Source organism: Saccharopolyspora tripterygii, assembly GCF_054778355.1.
Window position 1 is genome coordinate 102,959 of the sequence record NZ_BAAGZP010000001.1, and the last position, 20,780, is coordinate 123,738.

Consider the following 20,780-nt stretch of genomic DNA (forward strand, 5'->3'; position numbering starts at 1 on the left):
GTGGCGATCCGGCACGCGTGCCGGTATCCGTGCTGGCCCCCGTAGCCCAACTGGCAGAGGCAGACGACTTAAAATCGTCAGAGTGTCGGTTCGAACCCGACCGGGGGCACTTACTTCTCCCAGGTCAGAGGCCATGTCACTTAACCTGGTGATCCTCTAAAATCAAGGTCATCCATGCTTTATCCATGCTTAACCCGGATGATCTTGAGAGAGTGAGAGGGGCACACCGATGGCCCGGCCACCCCTACAGATCGGCACCCACGGCACCATCCGAACCTACGGATGGCTCGATGGCCGATGGATCGCCAAGAGCTCCCTGCCGGAGGGTTCGCGCCCCGACGCCTGGCGGGCCGTCACCAACTTCCGCTACTCGAACGGCAAGACCAAGCCCGTCGAACGATCCGGCTCCACCGAGGCCAAGGCGAAGCGCGCTCTGCGCGTTGCCATCAACAAGCTCACGGAGCGCAAGTCGACGCTGACGTCGCAGTCAAAGTTCCGGGACGTCGCCGCCGCTTGGCTCGAACAGGTCAAGGCCAATCCCGAGCGCGCCGACACCACCCACGACCGGTACCGCGCCACTCTCAACAACCTCGTCCTCGATCGAATCGGCGACCTCCGCCTTACCGAGCTCACCATCGGCACCCTCGAAGAACTGTTCGAGGAGTACGCCGACGAGGGTCTCTCGGCGAACTACCGCCGTTCGGCACGCACCGTGATCCGCGGCCCGCTGTCCTTCGCCGTCCGCCGCGAACTTATCGACACCAACCCCGTCCGCGAGCTCTCGCCCATCGAGGGCAAGGCGAAGAAGGTGCGATCGTTGACCCCTGACGAGCGGGTGCGCCTGCTGAAGGGGCTCGACAAGCTGGTCGAGGAGAACCGCTACTTCAAGCGCTCAGACCTACCCGACTTCGTGCGGTTCCTCCTCGGTACCGGCGTCCGGATCGGTGAAGCTGTCGCCGTGCGGTGGCGCGACCTGAACCTCACCGACAAGAAGGTGTTCATCGACGGAACCGAGGTGGCCCCGTACTCGGTGTGGATCAACGGCAACGTCGTCGATGTCGTCGGCGATGGCCTGGTGCGGCACAACGGCAAGACGGAGAACGCCGACCGGCAGCTCGCTCTGCCGCAGTTCCTGGTTGCGATGCTGATGGTGCGCCGTGACGTCGATGCCACCGACGACGAGCCGGTGTTCCCATCGGAGACCCTCGGCTGGAAGCACCCCAACAACGTGCGCCGCTCCTGGCGGTCGGCCCGCGCCGAGCTCGGCTACGAGTGGGTGACGCCGCACGTGTTCCGCAAGACCGCGGCCACGATCCTCGACGACACAAACATGTCGGCCAGGCTGATCGCCGACCAGCTCGGTCACGCGAAGCCGTCGATGACCCAAGACGTGTACATGGGCCGCGGCTCGACAAACCCGGCCGCTGCCGCCGCCCTGCACGACGCCTACAGCCGGAAAGAATGATGTAGCTGACGTTGTCGTTCGGATGGGGACTGTCCGACTGAGGTCGAAACGAGAATTATCGACCGTCCGTCGTAGACGGTGACGATGGTTCACCGCCCGACGAGGGGCCGGACGGTTCCCATCGCCGAACCAATCAGTCGCACCGGAAACGGCCGACACAACACGACACCCCCGGCCGATTCGGCCGGGGGTGCGTGCGCCGCCTGAGGGGTCGGGGTCAGGCGGCGGCCAGGTGGTCGAGGGCGGTGCGGCGCACGTGGCACCAGTCGGCCGGAACACCGCAGCGCCGGCAGTTGTCGTGCTCGTCCGGGCCGTGCTCCTCGGCGAGCTCGGTCCAGCCGGTGCGGATCGAGCCGGCCAGTGCGTTCAGGACGTCGGTGTCGATCGGCTGGTGCTGCTGGTTCGTGGCCATGGGGTTCCTCCTGCGGGGTGCTATCGAGCGGCGGGGATCTGGGAGTGGTGGTGCTTGTGTCGGTACATGTCGTGGTCGGCGAGCTCCAGGAGGTCTTCCAACCGACCCGGGGTGCGGTGGACACCAGTGCCGACGCTGGCCGTGACCCGTAGGTGGAGGGAACCGAGGTGCATGGGTTCGGCCATGGCCAGGGCGACGTTCTCGGCCCAGTCGCGTGCCGAGTCCACGGCGCCGCCGAGCCAGAGGGCGAACTCGTCGCCGGAGATCCGCACCGGCAGATCCCCGGGACGCTGGAGCGAGCGGAGCCGGTCTGCGACCTCGACGAGGACGAGGTCGCCGGTGCGGTGCCCGTAGGTGTCGTTGATGGCCTTGAAGTGGTCGAGGTCGAGCATCAGCACGGCCGCCGGCCCGGTGTGACGGCGGAAGGTTGTGTCGAGGGCGAGGCGGTTGCCGATACCCGTCAACGGGTCGGAGTGAAGGCGGGCGGTCAAGGCGCGCACCTGGGCCTCGGCCGTTTCGGCTCGACGCACCAGTTCACGCACGTGCGCGGTGTTGGCCAGAGAGGTTGGATTCATCGCCGCCCCACCCCATCTGCGAGATCGGCGGCGTCCAGCAGTGCGTACGCGACGCGGCGGGCCTCGGCGGGGTCGAGAACACCTGACGTGGCGACACCGTCGGCATGCAGCACGCTCACCGACACCTCGCCGTCATTGACGTTCTCGGGGAAGCGGTGGGCGGTGATGATGATCCTCTCGCCGTGATCCACCAGTGGCACGTCACCGGTCGCGACATGATCTCCGGTAGCGGGCATGCCCGAGAGCGCATTAGCATCCGGGTTGCACATGAAGGAACCTTTCCGGGTTTCACGGGCCGTCCAGTTGCAGCTGGGCGGCCCGTTTTCTATGGCGCTGGTCTGGTGGATTCGCTGGTCAACTCGTTGATCTCCACGCCGAGGGCGCCCGCCATGCGGTACAGCACCTCGATCGAGGCGGGGCGTGCGGAGCGTTCGAGGTTGACCAGGTGCCCGCGGGAGATCCCGATGGCTGTCGCGAACGCGCCGACCTTCTGGCCTGATCGCTGGCGCAGTTCGCGCAGTCGAGGCCCGTCTACTGCTGGCATGACGCAACCGTAAGCAGAATCGGCAAATTACGCAACATAAGACGCAAATAGGGTGCATATGAGCACGTAAGTAACGGCAAAGGACGCAACCCGCCGGTGCGGCCATTTGCCCGATCAGCACCGTTCGAGCCACGATGATGTGGTGGTGACCTCGCGAAACACCCAAGACCGGGATCAATTGGCGGCCCAGGTCACCGCTGCGCGGAAGAAACGCAAGTGGACGCAGGCCGACCTTGCAACAGCTGCCGGAGTCAGCACCCGCAGCGTCGTCAACCTTGAAAGTGGCACGAAGGTCAGCCTCAAGACCGTCGACCTCGTGTCCGCAGCTCTCGGCTGGAAGTCGCTGTACACGCCTACCCGCGGCGACGAGACGACCCCAGCGCCCGACACCGACGAGTTCATTCAAGAAGCCGTGCGGTTCCTGCCAACCGTCCTGACCTACTACGGGCCGCAGGTGTACGAGGAAGCCTCGGCTGCCGTGTCCGAGATGCTGCGGAAACGTCGCACCGATGACGAATGATTGCCCCCGACCCTGGCCCATGCACCTAGGATGTGCGTGGAATCCAAGAGATCCCATGTCGCCACAGTGCATCCACAGTGCATCCCTAGTGACACAGCAAGGGCAGACCCCATGTCAGACGTAGTCACCGGCTGGACCGGGAGATCCGCCTGCGCCCTGCAGACCGCGAAGCGCATGACCAACGAGGCATTCGCCGAACACCTCGGCGTCGCCGTGCGCACCGTCCAGCGCTGGCACGACAAACCCGCATCCGAACCGATTTCCGAGGTGCAAGCAGCCCTCGACACTGCCCTCGAACGCACCAGCACGGGGGAGCGAGCACGGTTCGCCGAACTTCATTCGCCGCCCGCGACACCGACCCAGGCCAGCGGTGAATTCCTCCGCGTAGCCATCGCCGTAGTCGTCGACACCGGTCGCATCCTGCTCGTGCGGCGCCGCGAGGACAACGGCGGCATCCGCTGGCAGTTCCCCGCCGGCATGGTCAAACCCGGTGGCTCGTCCGAAACCGTTGCCGTGCAGGAAACCCACAACGAGACCGGTGCGCACGTCGCTGTGCAGCGCCACCTCGGCACCCGCCTGCACCCGGTCACCAACGTCGACTGCGACTACTGGCTCTGCGACTACCTCGCCGGAGACGTTGAAAACCGTGACGTCGTGGAAAACATCGACGTCGTCTGGTGCTCCATCACCCACCTGTCCCGGTTCATCCCACCCGAGCAGGTCTACCCGCCCGTCCTCGAAGCCCTGGAGGAACACACCCATGCCTGACGACAAGCCCGCCATCTCCGCCGCCATCATCGTCGACCGCCAGTGGGTGCTGATGGTCAAACGCCGCGTCACCGAAGGCGCGCTGTCGTGGCAGTTCCCCGCCGGCGGCATCGAACCCGGCGAGACCCCCGGGCAGGCCGCGGTGCGCGAAACCAAGGAAGAAACCACCCTTACCGTCACCGAAGACAAGCACCTCGGAGAGCGGATCCACCCCAAGACCGGCCGGGAAATGCACTACACCGCCTGCGCCGTCGTCGAGGGAGTTGCCGCGGTCGGTGACATGGAAGAACTCGCCGGAGTCGCCTGGATCAGCCTCGCCGAACTCCCGGAGTATGTGCCGTACGGCCTGTTCGAGCCGGTGCAGGAGTACCTCGACTCCATGCTCGTCGCCGCTTGACCAACAGCGCATAGAAAATCCCCGGGTCCACCGCCGGCCCCGGGGATTTCTCTACCCCACCGCATCCCTACCCGGATTGCGGCACCCTCCGCGTCACCACACGCGAAGCCTTCTCAGATTGTTCCGGGTGATCCCGGGTTCGCGCTACCGAGTCACGGCATGGCGGTCTCGACCCAGGCATCGACACCTGCCGGGCACCTGGATTTCAACCAGGTCAGGTCACGGAGTGCTTCTTCCTCGGTGTCGAAACCGATCAGGGCGTGACGCTCCCCGTGAACGAGGTAGGTCAGGAGCCATTTCGGTGGGGACCGTTCGAGAATGATCTCGTACGGCGGGATCGTGAGCCAGTTAGTGTGTCCCGCACGCCACCGGCCGATGGTGTTCGGCATTGCGTCCCCCTCGCCAGAGTCGATTACTCGTAGTATTCCGATGGGCTACACAAAGTGCATAGGCCTTTGGGCCTCAGTTGGCCGCGACTTACGGCCCGAGCCACGTGGCGCGGATGTGCGTCATGCCGTCGTTCCAGAGCTTCACGGTCGTGCCGCGGGTCCAGTTCGACACGTACAAGGCCATTCGCTGACGCGGTTTGAGACGCACGACCGTGCCCGAGGACATCGCATCCGACACCAGGCCCTGCGAGCCGAGGCTGCCGAAGACGTTGCTGGCGACCTCGGACAGGTACATCGCCCGCACTGACGAGGAACCACCCATCCACTGGGTCGCGAATTCGAACCGCCACTCGCCGCCGACGATGGGTTCGAAGATGCCAGCGTTCATGGTGCAGCCAACCCCGTCGACCACGGTCCTGGAGAGTGTGTCGACCAGCACGTTCGGCAGCGCGACTTTGCTGTCGGCCGATGCGGTGATCGCTTTGGACTCCCCGCCACCGGCTTGTGCGGCGAACGGCACCGACCAATGCCCCTCGAACGTTCCCGACGGGATGCGGGACATGCCACCCACGTGCGTCAACGCAGGCAGATACGGGCGCAGCGCGGTCGCGAGCAGCTCGTGGCCGGCGGCGTTGGGGTGCATTCCGTCCGGGCTCAACCCGGCCTTCCACTTCCACCCGGTGGCCGGGTCGATCACCGCGTAGGCGATGTCGACGATGCCGGCGAGGGGGTGTTCCCCGTCCCCGGCGCGCACGGTGCGGCCGTAGACGGTGATGGGGGCACCGTCGACCATCCAGTCCCGCAGCCGGCCCCACACACCGTCGAGGCCGTTCGTGCCGCCCATGACGTTGTTCGCCCGGGTCTGTCCCGTGGTGGTGGCCCACCCGTCCGACGAGGCGGTCCAGGGCGTCATCGTGGTCGCCCATACCCGCGAGCTGCGTTGCGCGAGGCCACGCCACAGGGCGGTCTGCCGCTGCTGCACCATCGCCAGGTTGCTAGCGATGTTCGTCGTGCCGTCGCCGACAACGGCGTCGTTGCCACCGAGGTCGGTGAGCACCACCGGAAAGCGGTCGACGAGTTCGCAGCGCCAGCGGGAGACCTGCGCGGGTTGGGTGTAGAAGTCGGTGCGGGCGCCGGAAACCGACACGTGATAGTGCTGCCGCGCCCGAAACGCCCTGGAGATGAACCCGCCGATGTCGTTGTCGATGGCGGTGTCGTAGAGCCCGTGGAACAACGAGTCGCCCAAGACCGCGACCGTGGAAGGGTCCTCGGAGCGCCCGGCGATCAGTGTCGGGATCGGCATCGGAGTCCCTACGGCCAGCGACGATTCGGTCGTGACCGGGGCGTCGACGAGATCGACGGCCGGATCCGGGGCCGTCGGGAAGTCGAGGACGAAGTCATCGGTGAGAGCGTCCGCGCCCGCGATTACCGCGCCACCGGCACTTGCCGCCGAGGCGAGGAGGCACACCGCGACCTGGTGCCCGGCCATCAACCCGATCCCCGCGGAGCCCACCCGGATCGGGTCCGAGGTAACTGTCCCGCCGGGGTCGACGGTGACGCGCCGGTTGGCATCCTGACCGGGCCAGGACACCGGAAGTACCTGCACTTGCCGCCACGGCCCGTACGGGTCCGTCGTCGGTGTTTGGCCTGCACTGGTTGCGTTGATCGCCACGAATCGTTGCCCGCCGTGCGTGACCTGGTCACCGGCCGCGTACGCAGTGCTCGATGACCACGCGGTCGTGCCGTTGACCTTCCGCCACCGGCCCGCCGGGTACTCCACCGCAGCCCGGATCGTCACCGCGTTCGGTCCGTTGACCTCACCAGGGTCGGCGACCTGCGTGTAGACGTTGCGCCACTCCAGCCGGATCTCCCGCACCCCGTGGGCGATGACCCGCGACAACGACCGTCCGAACCGGTGGTCGACCCTCGGGATTGCGTTCCGGCTCGGCCCAAGTCCGGAGGGATCGGTGTAGTGCGGGTTGATCGAAGCGCGGGTCGCCGCCGGATGCCACGCGGCGACCTCGGCCGCGCTGTGCTCGTGCGCACCCGCCGACGCTGTGATTTGCCCGATCGGCGTCAAGGTCGCCATCGGTCAGCTCACCGAGTACAGGGTGCCGGTGGCGGTGTCCATGACGGTGTCGCCTGCCTGGAACCTGGGGTCGTTCGGATCCGGGGCGCCTGCGCTGGTGAAGAACGAGCTGCCACGTGGCCCGGCGGGTCCGGCGGGCCCGGTGTCGCCGGGCGGGCCCTTGATGGCACCAGCGTCGGTGAATTCGCTACCCGACCACACGTGCAGGTGCCCGGTGTCGTCGGTGATCCAGCCCTTGCCGGCGTCGGCCTCGGTCAGCCCGCTTGGCAGGTCCGCGGCAGTGGGCACGTTGTCCTGGATCGTCACCGACGTTCCGTCGGCGCCAACGACGTGCCCGGCGTTGGCCTGCGTCGAGTCGGAGTAGGTGAGGATCAGGTCACCGGAGGGGTTGACCCCTGCGGAGGACACCCCGCGCCCGTCGGTACCCGATGGCCCGGCCGGTCCGGTCGGGCCCCGCATCGACCCGATCGGCGTCAACGTCGCCATGTGCGACTCCTATCGGTACACCAGGAACGATTCCTGGTCGATGTACATCTGCCCTGCGGTGAGGACGAGGTCCGTCGGTGGTGGCCCGTAGCCGAACACGATCGCCTCCGATGCTGTCCCGCCGGAGCCGGCGGGCAGGTACCGGGACGGCACCAGCCCCGACCCATCGAGCGGTGCAACCCCGCCGGGTTCACCCACGCTCGACCACGCCACCAGGGGAACCACCGGTGGTTCCGGGCCTTCGGGGAGCATCGGAACCCGCTCCGCGTCGGCGATGTCCACCAGCTCGGTATCGCCGGGGATGCGGAGCAGCAGGGACTCCGGCCGGGTGTCGGCCAGCAGCACGTGCACCTCGACGTAGATCGAGTCAGGCACTGCGTCCTGCACTGTGATCGGCACACGCACGGACATGCCCCCGTCGTCGTCGAGGGGGTATTCGATGGGTTGCACCGAGATCACCGTGTCGGTGACACCCGACGTGACGGTCCGCCACGACGCGATACGTACGTGCCCGGACGCAGGGCTGCCGTCGACCCGCACCCACCGGCCGGTCAACGTCACGTACTGGATCGCCAGCGGTGTCGACACAGCTAGCCCTTGTGCGGCATCAGGTAGGCGACGCCCGCGGTGATCAGCGCGCCGATGGCAGTCGCGACCGCCTCGGGCATCTCAAGCCCCACCGAGGAAAGGATCCACACGACCACGATCGCGGCCATGCCGCCAACCCCACCGGCCGCGACCTTCGGCTGCGGCGACCACCCGCCGCCGCTGTTCCCAGCGTCGAGACTGTGCTGGCTCATGCCTGTCCCTCCCCGAGCCGGGTGGCGATCTGATCGACAATCGCGTCGGCCTGCGCCTGGTTGTCGGCACCGAGCGCGGCCGTCACCGCATCTCGCACCACGGGCCCGACGAGGTCTGCCAATGCCGGCCGCAGGGCTTCGGCGATGGCCTGCGGACTGGCTCCCTGCTGCTGCGAGAGCGCGGCCCGGATCGCCACGACGTGCCCGAGGGTCTGGTTGGTCCAGCTGCCTGCGTCGAACCACAGGTTCGCGGCGTTGGTGGTGTTCTTATCGCCAGGAATCCGCGACTTCTGGGCACCGAGGATCGCGGCGTGAATGTCGTTGAGGTCGCGCTGGGTCTCGCGCATGAACCCTTCGACGGTCTGCCGGTTGTTGTAGGTGTCGGTCCAGGGCGTGTCCATCGCCATGCTCTCGATCCCTCCCGGTTCAGGTACTGACGGGGCTGATTGGCGGGCGGCACCGGACAGGTATCCGGCGACGAAACGTCGTTCCGCGTTCATGTCGAGACCGACCGGGTCGATCTTCCGACGTGGCGCCCACTCGCGGTGACCGATGCAGCGATCGGCGCCGAGCCCGTAGGCACGCAGCAGCGCGGCGGTACCGCGCCGGTACGAGTCGATCTGAGCAGGTGGCCACGGGGTGCCCGCGGTTCCAGGGTGCTCGGCCTCGACGCCGATCAGCGTGCCGTTGCCGTTGGTCCCCACGCCGGGGTAACTGCCCGATCCGGCGTGGTAGGCGAGGCCGGCGGCCACGATGTACCAGGTTCCGTTGCGGCCCAACCCGACGTTGCATAGCGGGCCCGGCAGGTCGCTGCGGCCATCGGTGACGATGCGCAGGCTCGGGTAGTCCCCGCTTGCTTTCGCGCTCGTCGCTGTGTGGTGCCAGAGCACCCCGCGTACCGCGCTCATTTGCCCGTGCGGTGCCCTGGTTCGCCACCCTGCGACTTCATGCACGGGCAGTCCTGCGCCGCGCAGGATGTCGGCCAGGTTCGTCAGCATCATGGGAGCGGTCCTTTCATGCGCTGCGCCGGCGCCGGGCGGTCAGTTCGTCGGGCATGGCGGGAACCGGTAGGTCACGTGCGCTCATCACGCCACGGAGCTCGTAGATGTGGCTGAGCGCGGCATCCATGCGGGCGCGCAGGTCCTCCAGCTCGGCGGTCAACTCGCCGACGTCGGCGGCCACGTGCTCGGTTTCGACCTTGCGGCGGTTGAGGAGGTAGCCGGTCACCACCGTCAAGACACCAGTGATCCCGGCGAAGATTGAGCCGATCAGCGCTGGGTCCATCCCGCACCCCCTCGGCTGTAGACGGCCGCCAGTAGCAGGGCGTGCACCGCCAGGGCGGTGGCGAGCCCTGCGGTGACCACGCCGCGAGTCGACCCGGACAGCAGCGCGGTTCCCCACAGGGCGACGGCGTAGCCGGACAGACAGCCGGCGGCGAGCACGTGCGCGCCGTACCGGAACCGGCTGGTCAGCAGGGCGACGACGAGGACGAGGCCGGCACCGCCGAACAGGCCCGGCCACACGGGGCCGAGTTCGTCGACGTAGCGCACGATCGAGTCGGGGCCGCCGGTGGGCGGGGCGACGAGGTAGTGCACGGCGGCGGAGGCCAGGGCGATGAGCACTCCCATCGAGGCGACCCAGCGGTAGCCGGACAGGCCAGTGCGCCTGGCGGCACGATGCGCACCGCCAGGCTCACCATCCGCACCTGACCGCTCTGGGACCACGGCATGGATCGTGCGAGGGACCGTGAGGTGCTGTCGCGCTCCCAGGTCACCAGGTCATTGAGTGTCACACGTGGTCAGGGCTCGTGCCGTTCGTTCCCGCCATGCCATCATCGCCTGTAAGCCGTTCCAACGGGCGCCCTTTCTCCGGTTGCAGGGCCCGCACGCTGGCCGAAGGTTCGCCAGGATGTGAGGTCCCCCTTTAGCGAGGGGTTTGACGTGCTCAACCTCGCTCGCGGTGCTGCCGCAGATCCAGCAGCCACCGAACATGGACAGCCGCGCTGCTACCTGATCAGGTGTGATCACCTCGCACTGCGTGCCGCGCTGCTTGGCGCGACGGCGGTAGGCGTACCCACGGTTGATCTCCCGAAACTCCGGGCGCTTGCGAACCTTGTCGCGATAGGCCTTGTGTTCGTCTTTCCGCCGCTCGTACCTGGCTGCCACGCGGCAGGTTTTGCAGCAGAAGCGTGCGGACTTCTTCTGAACGTTCACGATCGGACCGTTGCACCACTCGCACGGTCGAGCTTTCAACTCGGCTTCCCGCTGTTGCTGGTAGCGGGCCTGGTCACGCTGTGCGTACACCAACCGTCGGCATTCCGCGCCGCAGAAGCGTTGCAGTTGCGAGGGTGCGGGCATCGATTCGTGACACCATTCGCACGGTCGACTTGGCAAGTCGACTAGCTTCCGGCTGGGCGGCCGCGACCCGGGATTGGCCCTCCAACCTTGACGGATTGCTCGCTGAGCGCAGGTGTCCGAGCAGTACCTACGGTGTCCGGTGCTTTCCTCTGGCAACGGCGACTCACAAAAGGCACACAGCCGGGGCCCGGAGCCGAACATGCGGCGATGACGCTCAGCTTTCCGCTGCGCTGCTCGGCCGCGTTCTTTGCATTGCACCGAGCAGTGCACCCTATCCATTGGCGCTTCATAGGGAATCGAGGCACCGCACCGGCAGGTACGCGGCATGCCCCCGAACCTGGCTGCCCTGCGTTTCACCCCACGGGTTCGTTCCCCGTTGCGGTTCTTGCAGGTTGTCGAACAAAACTTGCGGCGACCGGACTGTGAACCGCATTCGGTACACGTCCGATTAAGGTCTTCGGTGCCGCGTTTACGGTCACGCTCGGCGTAGGCCAGTCGTCGGCACTCCGCCTGACAGAACCTCCACCGCTGCCGTGCGTTGACCATCAACGTGCCGCACCATTCGCACGGCCGGTCCGGTCGCCGTTGCTTTGCCCTTGCTTTTGCCCGGCGGCTTCCGTCCCGCTGCTTACAGGAACGGGTGCAAAACAGCTGATCAGAGCGCTTCGGAGAGAAGACCACACGGCATCCAGCACATTCGCGCACTCGATCAAGGTAGCCGTCTGCACCGACAGCAGCCCTAGGCGCGGCTGGCGTCGACCGTGACCTGCTCGGACGGATCCGGGGCGACCCGTTTGCCGTTGGTGCGCTCTTCGGTGAGCTTGCGGAGCTGCTCGATGTGCCGGTCCTTCTCCGAGAGCTGAGCGTCGCGCAGCGCGAGCTGCACATGCAGCTGGCCGATCTGGTGTGCCAAGGTGTCGACCACCGGTTGCGCATCCATTTGCGCGTCACCTGCGTTCGTGGGGGTCTGCATCACTGATCTCCCTCGGGGTCGGTTGGGATCTCGTCGCCATTCAGGTCGAAGGCCGGGAAGCCCTCCAGCGGCGGCAAGCCCGGGGGCGTCCCCACCACGTATGGAAGCGGCTCGGGCAGGGGCGGGAGAGCTTCACCCTCCGCGCCGGGACGAGCCGGATCCGCCGGCGACTGTGTCTCTTCACCGCGGTCGGGTTCGGTCACTGGCCCTCCAATCGGTCGAGGCGCTCGTGGGTTTCCTCGATGGCCTTCCACAGCAGGCCGATGGCCGAGTCCAGGGAGATACCGCGGTTGCCGGTGGATTCGTCGGTGACCGCGATGCCCTCCGGTAGCTGGTCGGACATCGGGCCGAAGCGATGTCGGCGGTTCTCGTCCTTCTTCCGGCGCCACCGTTTGGCCGGGTTCGAGCGCACGACGTCGACCGCGGAGAACGGCATGTCGATGATGTCGGTCTTGGTGTGCTCGTTGGATTCCATGTCGACGAACATGTCCGCACGCAGGCCGACGTAGGCCCAGTTGTCGTGGTAGTACACCGACCCGTCGTTAGGGCTGGTCCAGTAGGCGTTGCGGCGGAAGTCGATCCAGACGCGGTCCTTGGCGTTGGGGGCGTCGATGTCGGTGTGGATGACCATCCCCGCCTTGTGGCCGTGGGTGGTTTCGCCGACGAAGGCGATGTCGAGGCCGGGGCGCGGGCCTTGGCGCGGGTTGTAGTCGTAGTGCCACTGGTTGTCGATGTAGGCGGCACCGCCGCCCGTGAGCCCGCGGTCGGGACTGCCGTTGTCGAACTCGGCCAGCGGCGCCGGGAACCGGATTTTCAACCGGCCACCCATCTGCTCGGTTTCCCCGGTTGTGGCGTTGTTGGGGCCGCTGGCGGTGGTGGTCAGCTCCATCTCGGTCCAGCCGTACGGGTACGGCGAGCCGCGCAGTTTCATGCCGGGAGCGCGCCAGTAGCAGTAGAACTCGCGCATCGTGCGGTCCCACGTCGAGGTGAAGTAGGCCGGGGACTTCTCCCACGGCGCGATACCGGTGGAGAGCACCAGCGCGGGCCACAACCGGTTCCACCGCTGGAACGACGAATCGGGCCACATGATGATCTGGGCACCGTCCTTCGACGCCCGCACGAAGCCCTGGACCTCGGTGCTGCCGAGGTAGCCGGTGAACTGCGCCGCCCCGGTGGCAGTGTCGATGGACACCGTGCGGGAACCGTTGCTGGCGTAGCCGCGCAGCCCGGCGGAATCGAGCTCGATTCGTGCACCGGTTTCGGCTGTGGCGATCCGCCCCGAGATCGTCACGACCGATTGAATCGTTCCTGCGGTGATCTTCGATGCGGACAGCGACGCGATTTTCGCGTCGTCGATCGCCGCATCCGCGATCAGGACTCGTGTGGCGACCTGACGGATCTCCACCGCGTCGACCTGCACGGTTTGGCCGGCAGCCAGCGCCGCGGTAGCGACGTAGAGGCGGGCGCGGTTGACGCGGGCGTACTGCGCGTCGGGGTCCCGCTGGAACCTGCCCTCGATCAAGTACCAGCCGTCGTGGTCCCATCCGCCGGATTTCGCCGGGGCCGCGCTGATCGGGATGAAGGCGCCGTCCTCGTCGAGGAGTTCGGCGGCAGCGAACACCGTCGGTTGTGTCGTGCGCGGACCGGTGAGCCGGGCCCAAAACCGCACGTAGTACTGCATGTCGGCGCCCGGGTTGTCGATCTCGGCGAGGACGGCGCGCTGGAAGGCCGCGCCACCCCCGTTGATCTGCAACGCCCAGTCGCCGTGCACCGACGGCGCGGGGCGTTCGATGCGGACCTCGCCGACGGTCCAGCGCCCGTTGCCACCGTTGAAGTCGACCGTGGTCTGGAACCCGAACTGCCCCGTACCCGCTGGGAGCGGGGCCGGGCTGTTGTAGGGGCCCTCCCGCAGGGCGAGTGGGGTGGTGGCGGTACCGCGCACGTAGCCGGTCCAGGTGCGCCACTGCCCGACCGCCGACTGCGCCCGATCGGAGGCCACCGCCTCCTGCATGAACGTCCACGCGTCGGCCCCGTTGCCGTTGATAAACGCGCCACCAGCGGTTTTCGACTCGATCGCGCCGTAGAAGTGGCCGCCACCGGAGGTGGAGGTGCGCTCCACCCGCACCCGCGCCGAAACCTTGTACAGCGCCACCGGGTCGAACGGGATGGTGGCGACGGTGGACCACCGGGCATGGCCGGTGCCGTCCTTGGCCAGGCCGTCTCCGGTGACCACCGGGGCCGGCCCTTCACGGGTGCGCCACGCCGCCGCGCTGGTCATGTCGGCGTCCAGGAGCACGTGGTCGCCGGTGTTGCGCACGAACCCGCCCCGGCCGGATGGTGTCCACGCGCCGGCGGTGTCGGATTCCTCGAATCGTTCGGCGGCCAGCAGCGTCCGGTACTCCGGCCGCTCGAAGCTGCCGTCGGGCACGAGGTTGCCGTAATCGGCGAACGTGAGGTTCTCCGGGCCGACATCGCCGGGTTCCGCAGTGAGCTCGCGGGGGATACCGCTGGCCTGCGGTCCCGGCTCGGAAGCGTTGCCCCACACGTCGGCCAGCACCAGGCGCACGTAGTAGGTCGTGCCGGGGTTGAGGTCGGTGACGATGGTGTCCAGCGACTGGCCCGGCGCGGGCACCGGGATCGTGGAGCGCATCGTCGTCTCATCCGGCGTGAACTGCGCGGTGGTGGACACGTGCACCTCGACGTGTCCGGCGTCGTCCTCCACCGGCAGGCCGTCGGCGTCGAGTCCGTCCCAGGAGATGCGCAACGCCCCGAACAGCGCCGGTTCTACCCCGGGCGCGGCCGGGGGACTCGTCGGGGGCTGCGTGTCCTGCCCGGTCGTGAAGGTGTGCTCGGTCCAGCCGGAGTTGTTGCCCCACCAGTCGGTGGCGCGCACCCGGATCCGGTACTCGCGGTTGGGGTCCAGCGGGTACAGGGTTGTGGTGGTGGTTTCCGGTGGAATCGTGCCCGCCGGCTGCCACTCCGAGTACAGCAGCCATTCGGGCTCATGCCGGAACAGCTGCACCGAGTAGTAGGAGAGATCCTCGGCAGTGCTGCCATCCACGTTGCGCTCCACCGGATCCCACGCGATCGTCACCGCCGCACCGAACTGGCCGCGCTGCGCCAGGTAGGCACGGTTGGTGACGTGCACGTTGGTAGGTGCGGCGGGGGCGACGGTGTCCCGCCCAACCTCCCCGGGTGTGCCCGGCACATCGCCGGTCGGGTACGTCCCAGCGTTGATCATGGGGGATCCGTAGGCGCCGGTGTCCATGCTGCCGCTGGTCAGCTGCTCCAGGCGCTGCTGGGCGGTGGTGGCCGCGTCGGCGTAGCGATCGCCGAACGCGACGCTGCCGGTAGCGGTGCCGTCGGCGTTCCACTCCACGGCAAGCTGCCGGACGCGCATCACCCGGTCACGGCCCTTCACCCGCACCTCCACCACGTCGCCGCGGTCGAAGTCGGTGAACGGCCGGAATCCGTGCAGCGCGAGGTCGTAGGAGTAGGACTCCCGCGACCGCGCCATCAGCGACATGGTGCCGTCGGCGATGCTCGCCAACGTTGCCTCGTCCGGAGCCTGGGCCTGCGACAGGAAACCCTCGCGGCGGCCGTACCGGGCCAGGGCGGTGTTGTTGGCGCGCTCCACCCCAACCGAGCCCGACAGGGCAAGCATGGTCGACACCGTGTCGCGACTGGAGGTGTCGACCGGCCCGTTGAGCAGATCCCGCCCTCGCAGCAACTGCACGTCGGCGGTGCGGTCGGTGCCGTGGTTGCCGTAGGCGAACAGCTGCAGCACCCCGCCGGTCATGCGGGCGGTCGCGAGGTTGCGGTCATGCCACGCCTCGACCACCTCCAGGTAGGTTTTCCCGGCCTCCACCACCTCGGTCACCGTTCGCGGCCACGGTTGGCCCGCCGAGTCGTAGGTGTCGGTGAAGTCCCACGTGATCCCGGCCAGTGCCCCACGGTCCTGGGCCTTCTCCATCAGCAGCCGCAACGCGAACCCGGGGGTGACGTTGTCCAACGGCTGGTTCGGTTCGTCCAGCGACGGCCACGACTGCGGGTACACCCGGGCATAGCGCAGCTCGCCGAGCGTGGACACGCCCTTCCACGACACGAGCGCTTCGTCGATGACCTCGTCGGAGGCGGACTCGTCGAGGACGAACCGGCCGTCGGCAAGCTCCTGGCCGTCGAGCATCACCACGACCTCGGCCTGGTCGACTAGCAGCGCGGCGGTGGGGTGCTCGGCGGTGTAGTGGAGGACGAGCGTGGAGGCAGTGCCGTCGTCGGTGCCGAGCTCGATGTTCGTCCACTGCGGCAAAACCCGTCCGGGCTGTCCGTCCTCGATGAGCCGCAGCACGGGGATGCTGGTGGTCATGCGCTGCGCCACCTCCGCCGGCCGGTGATTTGGATGCGGGAGTCGGTGGTCGTGGCCTCCGCGGTGATGCCCAAGACTGGGTCGGTGGGGGAGTAGCCCAGCGGCAGCATCGCGGCGTGCGGTGCCCACCGCACCTGCGTCATCAGCGACACCGTCGGGTTGTCGGCCGGGTACGCGGCCGGGAGCGCGGTGTCGATGACCACCCCTGCGGTCGGGAGGTCACCGTTGAAGGCCAGCCATGCGCCGTCGGCGGTGGTCAGCCGGATGTTGCGGCCGGGCCCGTCCAGGTGAACCGTGAGCTGCCCCGGCGGAAGGTTCCCGCCGCCGAACCCGGTGAGGGTCGTGGCCTGGGAGTTGGTGAGCGGCACGGGCCCGGTGTCGACCACGGTGATGTCCTCCCAGCAGCCGGCCGGGACGTTGCACTCGACCGCGAACTCCGCCCGGCTCGCGTGGGCCATCGTGGTCGGGTCGAACGGCTGCAGCACCTCGGCGAAACACCGTCGCCCGCGGTCGGTGTCGGTGACCTCCACCAACCGATCGGTGCGCCACAGCAACGCCAGCAGCTCATCGACGCGCTGCCGGACCCGCACCCGGCCGATCCCGTCCTCCGGCATCCCACCGTCCGCGTCGGCGCCGAGGATCCACATCGACAACTCGAACTGCAGCTCGTCGAGGGGCTTGTGTGGCTGCCACACCGCGCCGTCCGCGCCAGCGACCTCGATGTTGCTGCCCCGGCGTGCCGCGGCCCGCAACCGGGAACCGGTGGTGGTGATGTTCCACCCGAAGTGCTGCAGCGACACCCCATCCACGGTGATCGGCATCAACCGGCCCTCCTGTCCAGGGCTTCACGCAGCCCGAGCTCCGAGACCCGCCGCATCCGCCGTGTCAGGCTCTCGCTCGGCGTCTCCGGGGCGGGGTTGTAGATGTTCTGGGTCACCGACACCGACACACCCGCCCCCGTCCACGTCGGATCCCCCAGTCGCGGCGTCAGGGTGGGTGCCACGTTCACCCCGATACCCGAGGACAGGGCGGCAGCGTTGCGCAGCGCCTCCAACCCGGTGGTGCGCACCGGCATGGTGAGGTCGGGGATCGCGTCGGTCATCGACCGCAGCGTCTTCTCGACCTGCGGGAACTGGGACTGCAACCCGCGGTTGAGGCCGTCGATGATCGACCGGCCGTGCTCGACCAGCAGCACCCGGTCGTAGGTGATCGGGCCCTTCAACGCCGCGATCCGACCGGCGATGCCGGAGACGAAGTTGTAGACGTCCTGAACCGCGTTCTTGATGCCGCGACCGAAGCCCTCGATGATCGAGGCACCGGCGTTGTAGAGGGTTTGGCCGACGTTGCCGACCGCGTTGGCGATCCGGCCGGGCAAGCCCCGCGCCCAGTCCTCCAGGGCGCGCACCCCGTCACCGAAGGCCCGTGACGCCCGATCCCACGTGTCGCGGGCCCACCGGTCGATCTGCCCCGGTAGCGCGGAGACCGCGTCGCCGATGCGGCCCGGTAGGCGGGTGAGCCAGTCGACGGTGCCGTTGGTGATGTCGCGGGCGGTGCGATCCGCCCAGGACCACGCATCCGAGGCCCACCGGGACAAGGTCTCGCCGAGCGAGGCCACCGCATCGCGGATCCGCCCGGGCAACCCGAGGGCCCAGTCGTAGATCGCCGTACCCGCGTCGATCGTGGCCTGCTTGGCGCGCTGCCAAGCGTCGGTGAACAGCTGCCACAGGATTTGGCCGAGCTCCCACAGGGCGGTGCTGATCAGCACCGGGATCCCGACCACCGCGGCGAGGATCAGGCCGATGCCGTAACCGACGCCTTCGGCCGCGTAGGTCAGGGCGGCGACGAACAGATCCCAGAGCTGCTGGGGGAGTGCGGCCAGCCACTCGCCGATCTTGCCTGGTAGTTCGGCGAACCAGGTGAGCACCGCGAGTCCCGCCGACGCGAGGGCCTCGCCGATCTTCGGTCCCCACTCGGCGAACTTGTCGCCCACCGCGGTCGCCGCGTCCGAGACGAACGTGGACACCTGATCCCAGTTGTCCCACAGGGCCCACGCGGCGGTGATCGCCGTCGTGATCGCCAAGCCCCACGGTCCGAGGAAACGGCCGAGCTGCAGCAGTTTCGGCCCCACACGGCCCAGCAGCGCACCGGCCTTGGCCCAGAACGACCCGGAGAACACCGCGCCCGCCGCCGTAGCCAGCCCGTCCCCGAGGGCCCGCAGGAACCCGCCCCGCGCCACCTTCCCCGCCGCCGCGCCCTTGCGGTCTGCGTCGGCGACGTCGAGATCAGGCATCTTGATCAGGCCGACCGCGGCGGCAGCAGCCTTGATCGCCCCGAACGTGCCGACCACGCTCCTGCCGATCGCGATGATGCGACCGAGCGCGAACACCGCAACACCGGCGGCGAGCGCGACCCCACCGAGGCCACCGACCAGCTCCTGCATCGGCTGCGGCAACGAGTTGAACCAGCCAGTGAGCGCCTCCAGCGCCCACGTCAACGCCTGCACCGCCGGAGTGAGAACGTCAGCCAAACCGCCCGCGAGCGCGCCGACGAGCGGCCCGGCACCGCCCATGGCGTCGAGGAGGTCACCGACCGCGGCGAAGAAGTCCTCCAGGTGCGGGCCCGCGACCTCGAACGCCGTCCCCAGGCCGCGAACCACCGACTCCACCCCGGGGCCGATCTGGTTCGCCAGCCGCGCTAGCAGCGGCGCGACCTGCGTGCCGACCACGTCGGCCACCGCCACCAGGATCGGGATCAAGGTGGCCGCCGCATCCGATGCGGCGCGGAAGAAGTCGGCGAGCGCGGTCTGCCCCTTCGTGGAGTTGACCCACGCGGCGATCTTCTCCGTACCCTCATCCAGGGTGACCAGGAAGTTCCGGCCCGTGCTCTCGGCGGCCCGGAACACGCCCATGATGATCGAGCCGACGTTGCCGACTGTGGACCCGAGGCGTTTCACCGCGTCGATGCCGGTGCCGATCCACTCCCGCAACTGCCCCGACTCGCGGGCCTGCGCGATGAACTCCCGGAACCGGCGTGTGGCGTCGGTAATCCCGTCGGCGATCGGCGCGAGGAACTCCGAGCCGACATCGGCGATGTCGAGGAACGCCTCGACGAGGTTGCGGGCCGAGGGCACCAGGCGGTCGAACGCGTTGCCGATGCGGTCGAAGATCCGGCGGGTGGCGTCCACCGCCCGCGATTCCCGCATGAAACCCGCGACCTCGCGTGCCGCTCGGTTCATGGAGGTGGCGACGTCACCGAGCACGTTCTGCAGGATCGGCAGGTAGATGCGGCCGAGCTCGCGGACCTGGTCGGCCAGGCCCGAGAACAATCGTTCCTGCACCGTGTCCTTGATGGCCTGGAACGCCGGGCGCAACTCCCACAGGGCCCGCGCCACGCCCTGCGCGGCCGGCGTCAGCCCCTTCAGGGATTCCTCGAACGCCTCGGCGTCGCCCTCGGCGACGGCCTTCATCACGTCACCGAAACCCGACAGCCCGATCTTCAGGGTGGCGATCCCGGCTCCGGCGGCGGCGAACACGGCGGGAAGCACCCCGACCGCGCCGGAGAGAGCACCGATCGCACCCACCAGCGACATCACCCCTGCCGCCCCCGCGTGCAGGGCACCGGAGGCCAGCGCCGCGGCCCCAAGCACGGCAGTGAGTTTCGTGATCAGGCCAATGACACGCGGCAGACGTTTCCCGATTCCCGAGACGACGTTCCCGAACCGATCGTGATCATCGGACGCCCCACGCACCGCCTGCCGCAACCGGCCCCACACGCTCGTCGAGCGTTCGGTGCTGCCCCGCAACCGGGCCTGCGCCTGCTCCACCTCACGGGTGGACACCACGAGCCGTTCCTGCGCCGCGTCGAGCTCCCCGGACCGCTTGACCGTGTTGCGCTGCGCCGCGTCCAAATCCCGCATCGTCTTCGCGAGCCGCTCCTCCGCGGCCACCCGGCGCGCCGTGTTCCCGCCGCTCTTGGCGCGCACGTCAGCGAGTTGCTGTTCGGCGATCCGCACCCGCCCCGCAGCGTCGGCCTCCCGCCGGCGAGCGGCCTCCAACGCCTCCGACGAGCGCCGCACCTGCTGCTGTGACGACCGGAGCGCTTTCGCCGCGTCCTCGCTGCGCTGCTGCGCCTCGGCCAACGACCGATCGGCATCCCTGGCGGAATCCTTCACCCCGCGCAGTTCCCGCGCCGCGGCCCGCGACTCCTTCCTCAGCCGCGAGAAGTCCGCGATGGCGCGGAACGTGGCGGAACCGGCGTCAGCCATGCGCGATCACCTCCGCTGCCGTCATCCCCTCCGGCACCAGCGGTTCGGCACCGAACAGGGCCGCGCCCTGCCCGACCGTCACCTCACGCGGCCCCTGCTGGTTCCGCACGAACCGGACGTTGCGTGCCGCCTTCTCACCCGCACCCTTCCTCGCCCCGAGCGCCGAATTCGCCACCGTCGCCACCACGTGTTTGGTGGCGACCTCGAACAACCGGGCCTGATCGGCGTTCTCCCGCGCTCTGCGCGCCAGGAGCACCTCGCGGGCCTGGTGGATGCGCGGCAACGTCAGATCGAGGATCTGGGCGTCGGTCCAGCCGTATTCGGCCGAGAGAAGGTCGAACGTGGCCGCCCACGGCCGCCGTTTCCACTGCCGGT

At 68.4% G+C, this 20,780-nt stretch carries 22 protein-coding genes and 1 tRNA gene; 5 read left to right on the top strand and 18 right to left on the bottom strand.

Annotation, left to right across the window (positions count from 1 at the left end):
• Nucleotides 1–35 precede the first annotated feature (35 nt).
• Nucleotides 36–109, top strand: a tRNA-Leu gene (locus tag ACYVF3_RS00520).
• 120 nt (nucleotides 110–229) lie between these two features.
• Nucleotides 230–1,465 (top strand): tyrosine-type recombinase/integrase, encoded by a 1,236-nt coding sequence (locus ACYVF3_RS00525; RefSeq protein WP_461152299.1) that lies wholly within the window; start codon nucleotides 230–232, stop codon nucleotides 1,463–1,465.
• Nucleotides 1,466–1,682: 217 nt separating this feature from the next.
• On the opposite strand, the gene ACYVF3_RS00530 is transcribed toward ACYVF3_RS00525, so the two are convergent.
• From ACYVF3_RS00530 to ACYVF3_RS00545, 4 genes are read right to left on the bottom strand one after another with little or no spacing between them, the layout of a single operon-like run.
• The gene (locus ACYVF3_RS00530; RefSeq protein WP_461152300.1) at nucleotides 1,683–1,877 is read right to left on the bottom strand and encodes a hypothetical protein; all 195 of its coding nucleotides are present in this window, start codon (nucleotides 1,875–1,877) and stop codon (nucleotides 1,683–1,685) included.
• Between the two features lie 20 nt (nucleotides 1,878–1,897).
• On the bottom strand, nucleotides 1,898–2,452 hold the full coding sequence (locus ACYVF3_RS00535; RefSeq protein ID WP_461152301.1) for a GGDEF domain-containing protein: 555 nt from the start codon (nucleotides 2,450–2,452) through the stop codon (nucleotides 1,898–1,900).
• Entirely contained in the window at nucleotides 2,449–2,721 is a 273-nt protein-coding gene (locus ACYVF3_RS00540) for a hypothetical protein (RefSeq protein WP_461152302.1), read from the bottom strand. Before ACYVF3_RS00540 ends, ACYVF3_RS00535 begins: the two co-directional genes overlap by 4 nt.
• Nucleotides 2,722–2,777: 56 nt before the next feature.
• Nucleotides 2,778–2,996 (bottom strand): helix-turn-helix domain-containing protein, encoded by a 219-nt coding sequence (locus tag ACYVF3_RS00545; RefSeq protein WP_461152303.1) that lies wholly within the window; start codon nucleotides 2,994–2,996, stop codon nucleotides 2,778–2,780.
• Nucleotides 2,997–3,102: 106 nt separating this feature from the next.
• On the opposite strand from ACYVF3_RS00545, the gene ACYVF3_RS00550 reads away from it, so the two are divergent.
• The 3 genes from ACYVF3_RS00550 (at nucleotide 3,103) to ACYVF3_RS00560 (ending at nucleotide 4,681) form a co-directional block, all read left to right on the top strand.
• Nucleotides 3,103–3,516, top strand: coding sequence for a helix-turn-helix domain-containing protein (locus ACYVF3_RS00550; protein WP_461152304.1), 414 nt, complete (start codon nucleotides 3,103–3,105; stop codon nucleotides 3,514–3,516).
• Nucleotides 3,517–3,627: 111 nt separating this feature from the next.
• The gene (locus ACYVF3_RS00555; RefSeq protein ID WP_461152305.1) at nucleotides 3,628–4,284 is read left to right on the top strand and encodes an NUDIX hydrolase; all 657 of its coding nucleotides are present in this window, start codon (nucleotides 3,628–3,630) and stop codon (nucleotides 4,282–4,284) included.
• Nucleotides 4,277–4,681, top strand: coding sequence for an NUDIX hydrolase (locus tag ACYVF3_RS00560; RefSeq protein ID WP_461152306.1), 405 nt, complete (start codon nucleotides 4,277–4,279; stop codon nucleotides 4,679–4,681). The genes ACYVF3_RS00555 and ACYVF3_RS00560 overlap by 8 nt, the downstream gene beginning before the upstream one ends.
• Nucleotides 4,682–4,833: 152 nt before the next feature.
• Here ACYVF3_RS00560 and ACYVF3_RS00565 read toward each other — a convergent pair whose 3' ends face one another.
• From ACYVF3_RS00565 to ACYVF3_RS00630, 14 genes are all read right to left on the bottom strand, one after another.
• Nucleotides 4,834–5,070: a hypothetical protein gene (locus ACYVF3_RS00565; protein WP_461152307.1), complete on the bottom strand. Its 237-nt coding sequence runs from the start codon at nucleotides 5,068–5,070 to the stop codon at nucleotides 4,834–4,836.
• Between the two features lie 88 nt (nucleotides 5,071–5,158).
• The gene (locus ACYVF3_RS00570) at nucleotides 5,159–7,159 is read right to left on the bottom strand and encodes an SGNH/GDSL hydrolase family protein (RefSeq protein ID WP_461152308.1); all 2,001 of its coding nucleotides are present in this window, start codon (nucleotides 7,157–7,159) and stop codon (nucleotides 5,159–5,161) included.
• Between the two features lie 3 nt (nucleotides 7,160–7,162).
• Complete coding sequence (locus ACYVF3_RS00575) at nucleotides 7,163–7,645, bottom strand: hypothetical protein (RefSeq protein ID WP_461152309.1); 483 nt, start codon at nucleotides 7,643–7,645, stop codon at nucleotides 7,163–7,165.
• A gap of 9 nt (nucleotides 7,646–7,654) precedes the next feature.
• Nucleotides 7,655–8,233, bottom strand: coding sequence for a hypothetical protein (locus tag ACYVF3_RS00580; RefSeq protein ID WP_461152310.1), 579 nt, complete (start codon nucleotides 8,231–8,233; stop codon nucleotides 7,655–7,657).
• Nucleotides 8,234–8,235: 2 nt separating this feature from the next.
• Complete coding sequence (locus ACYVF3_RS00585) at nucleotides 8,236–8,445, bottom strand: hypothetical protein (protein WP_461152311.1); 210 nt, start codon at nucleotides 8,443–8,445, stop codon at nucleotides 8,236–8,238.
• Nucleotides 8,442–9,446 (bottom strand): N-acetylmuramoyl-L-alanine amidase, encoded by a 1,005-nt coding sequence (locus tag ACYVF3_RS00590; protein ID WP_461152312.1) that lies wholly within the window; start codon nucleotides 9,444–9,446, stop codon nucleotides 8,442–8,444. The genes ACYVF3_RS00585 and ACYVF3_RS00590 overlap by 4 nt, the downstream gene beginning before the upstream one ends.
• Nucleotides 9,447–9,459: 13 nt before the next feature.
• Nucleotides 9,460–9,729, bottom strand: coding sequence for a hypothetical protein (locus ACYVF3_RS00595; RefSeq protein ID WP_461152313.1), 270 nt, complete (start codon nucleotides 9,727–9,729; stop codon nucleotides 9,460–9,462).
• Nucleotides 9,714–10,169, bottom strand: coding sequence for a hypothetical protein (locus tag ACYVF3_RS00600; RefSeq protein ID WP_461152314.1), 456 nt, complete (start codon nucleotides 10,167–10,169; stop codon nucleotides 9,714–9,716). Before ACYVF3_RS00600 ends, ACYVF3_RS00595 begins: the two co-directional genes overlap by 16 nt.
• Nucleotides 10,170–10,223: 54 nt before the next feature.
• Nucleotides 10,224–10,802: an HNH endonuclease signature motif containing protein gene (locus tag ACYVF3_RS00605; RefSeq protein WP_461152315.1), complete on the bottom strand. Its 579-nt coding sequence runs from the start codon at nucleotides 10,800–10,802 to the stop codon at nucleotides 10,224–10,226.
• 739 nt (nucleotides 10,803–11,541) lie between these two features.
• Nucleotides 11,542–11,742, bottom strand: a complete 201-nt coding sequence (locus ACYVF3_RS00610) for a hypothetical protein (protein WP_461152316.1) — start codon at nucleotides 11,740–11,742, stop codon at nucleotides 11,542–11,544.
• Nucleotides 11,743–11,974: 232 nt separating this feature from the next.
• Nucleotides 11,975–16,141, bottom strand: coding sequence for a phage tail protein (locus ACYVF3_RS00615; RefSeq protein WP_461152317.1), 4,167 nt, complete (start codon nucleotides 16,139–16,141; stop codon nucleotides 11,975–11,977).
• A complete protein-coding gene (locus ACYVF3_RS00620) occupies nucleotides 16,138–16,962 on the bottom strand; it encodes a hypothetical protein (protein ID WP_461152318.1) in 825 nt (274 codons plus the stop codon). The genes ACYVF3_RS00615 and ACYVF3_RS00620 overlap by 4 nt, the downstream gene beginning before the upstream one ends.
• Nucleotides 16,962–20,405 (bottom strand): hypothetical protein, encoded by a 3,444-nt coding sequence (locus ACYVF3_RS00625; protein WP_461152319.1) that lies wholly within the window; start codon nucleotides 20,403–20,405, stop codon nucleotides 16,962–16,964. Before ACYVF3_RS00625 ends, ACYVF3_RS00620 begins: the two co-directional genes overlap by 1 nt.
• On the bottom strand, nucleotides 20,398–20,688 hold the full coding sequence (locus ACYVF3_RS00630; protein ID WP_461152320.1) for a hypothetical protein: 291 nt from the start codon (nucleotides 20,686–20,688) through the stop codon (nucleotides 20,398–20,400). Before ACYVF3_RS00630 ends, ACYVF3_RS00625 begins: the two co-directional genes overlap by 8 nt.
• Nucleotides 20,689–20,780: the final 92 nt, after the last annotated feature.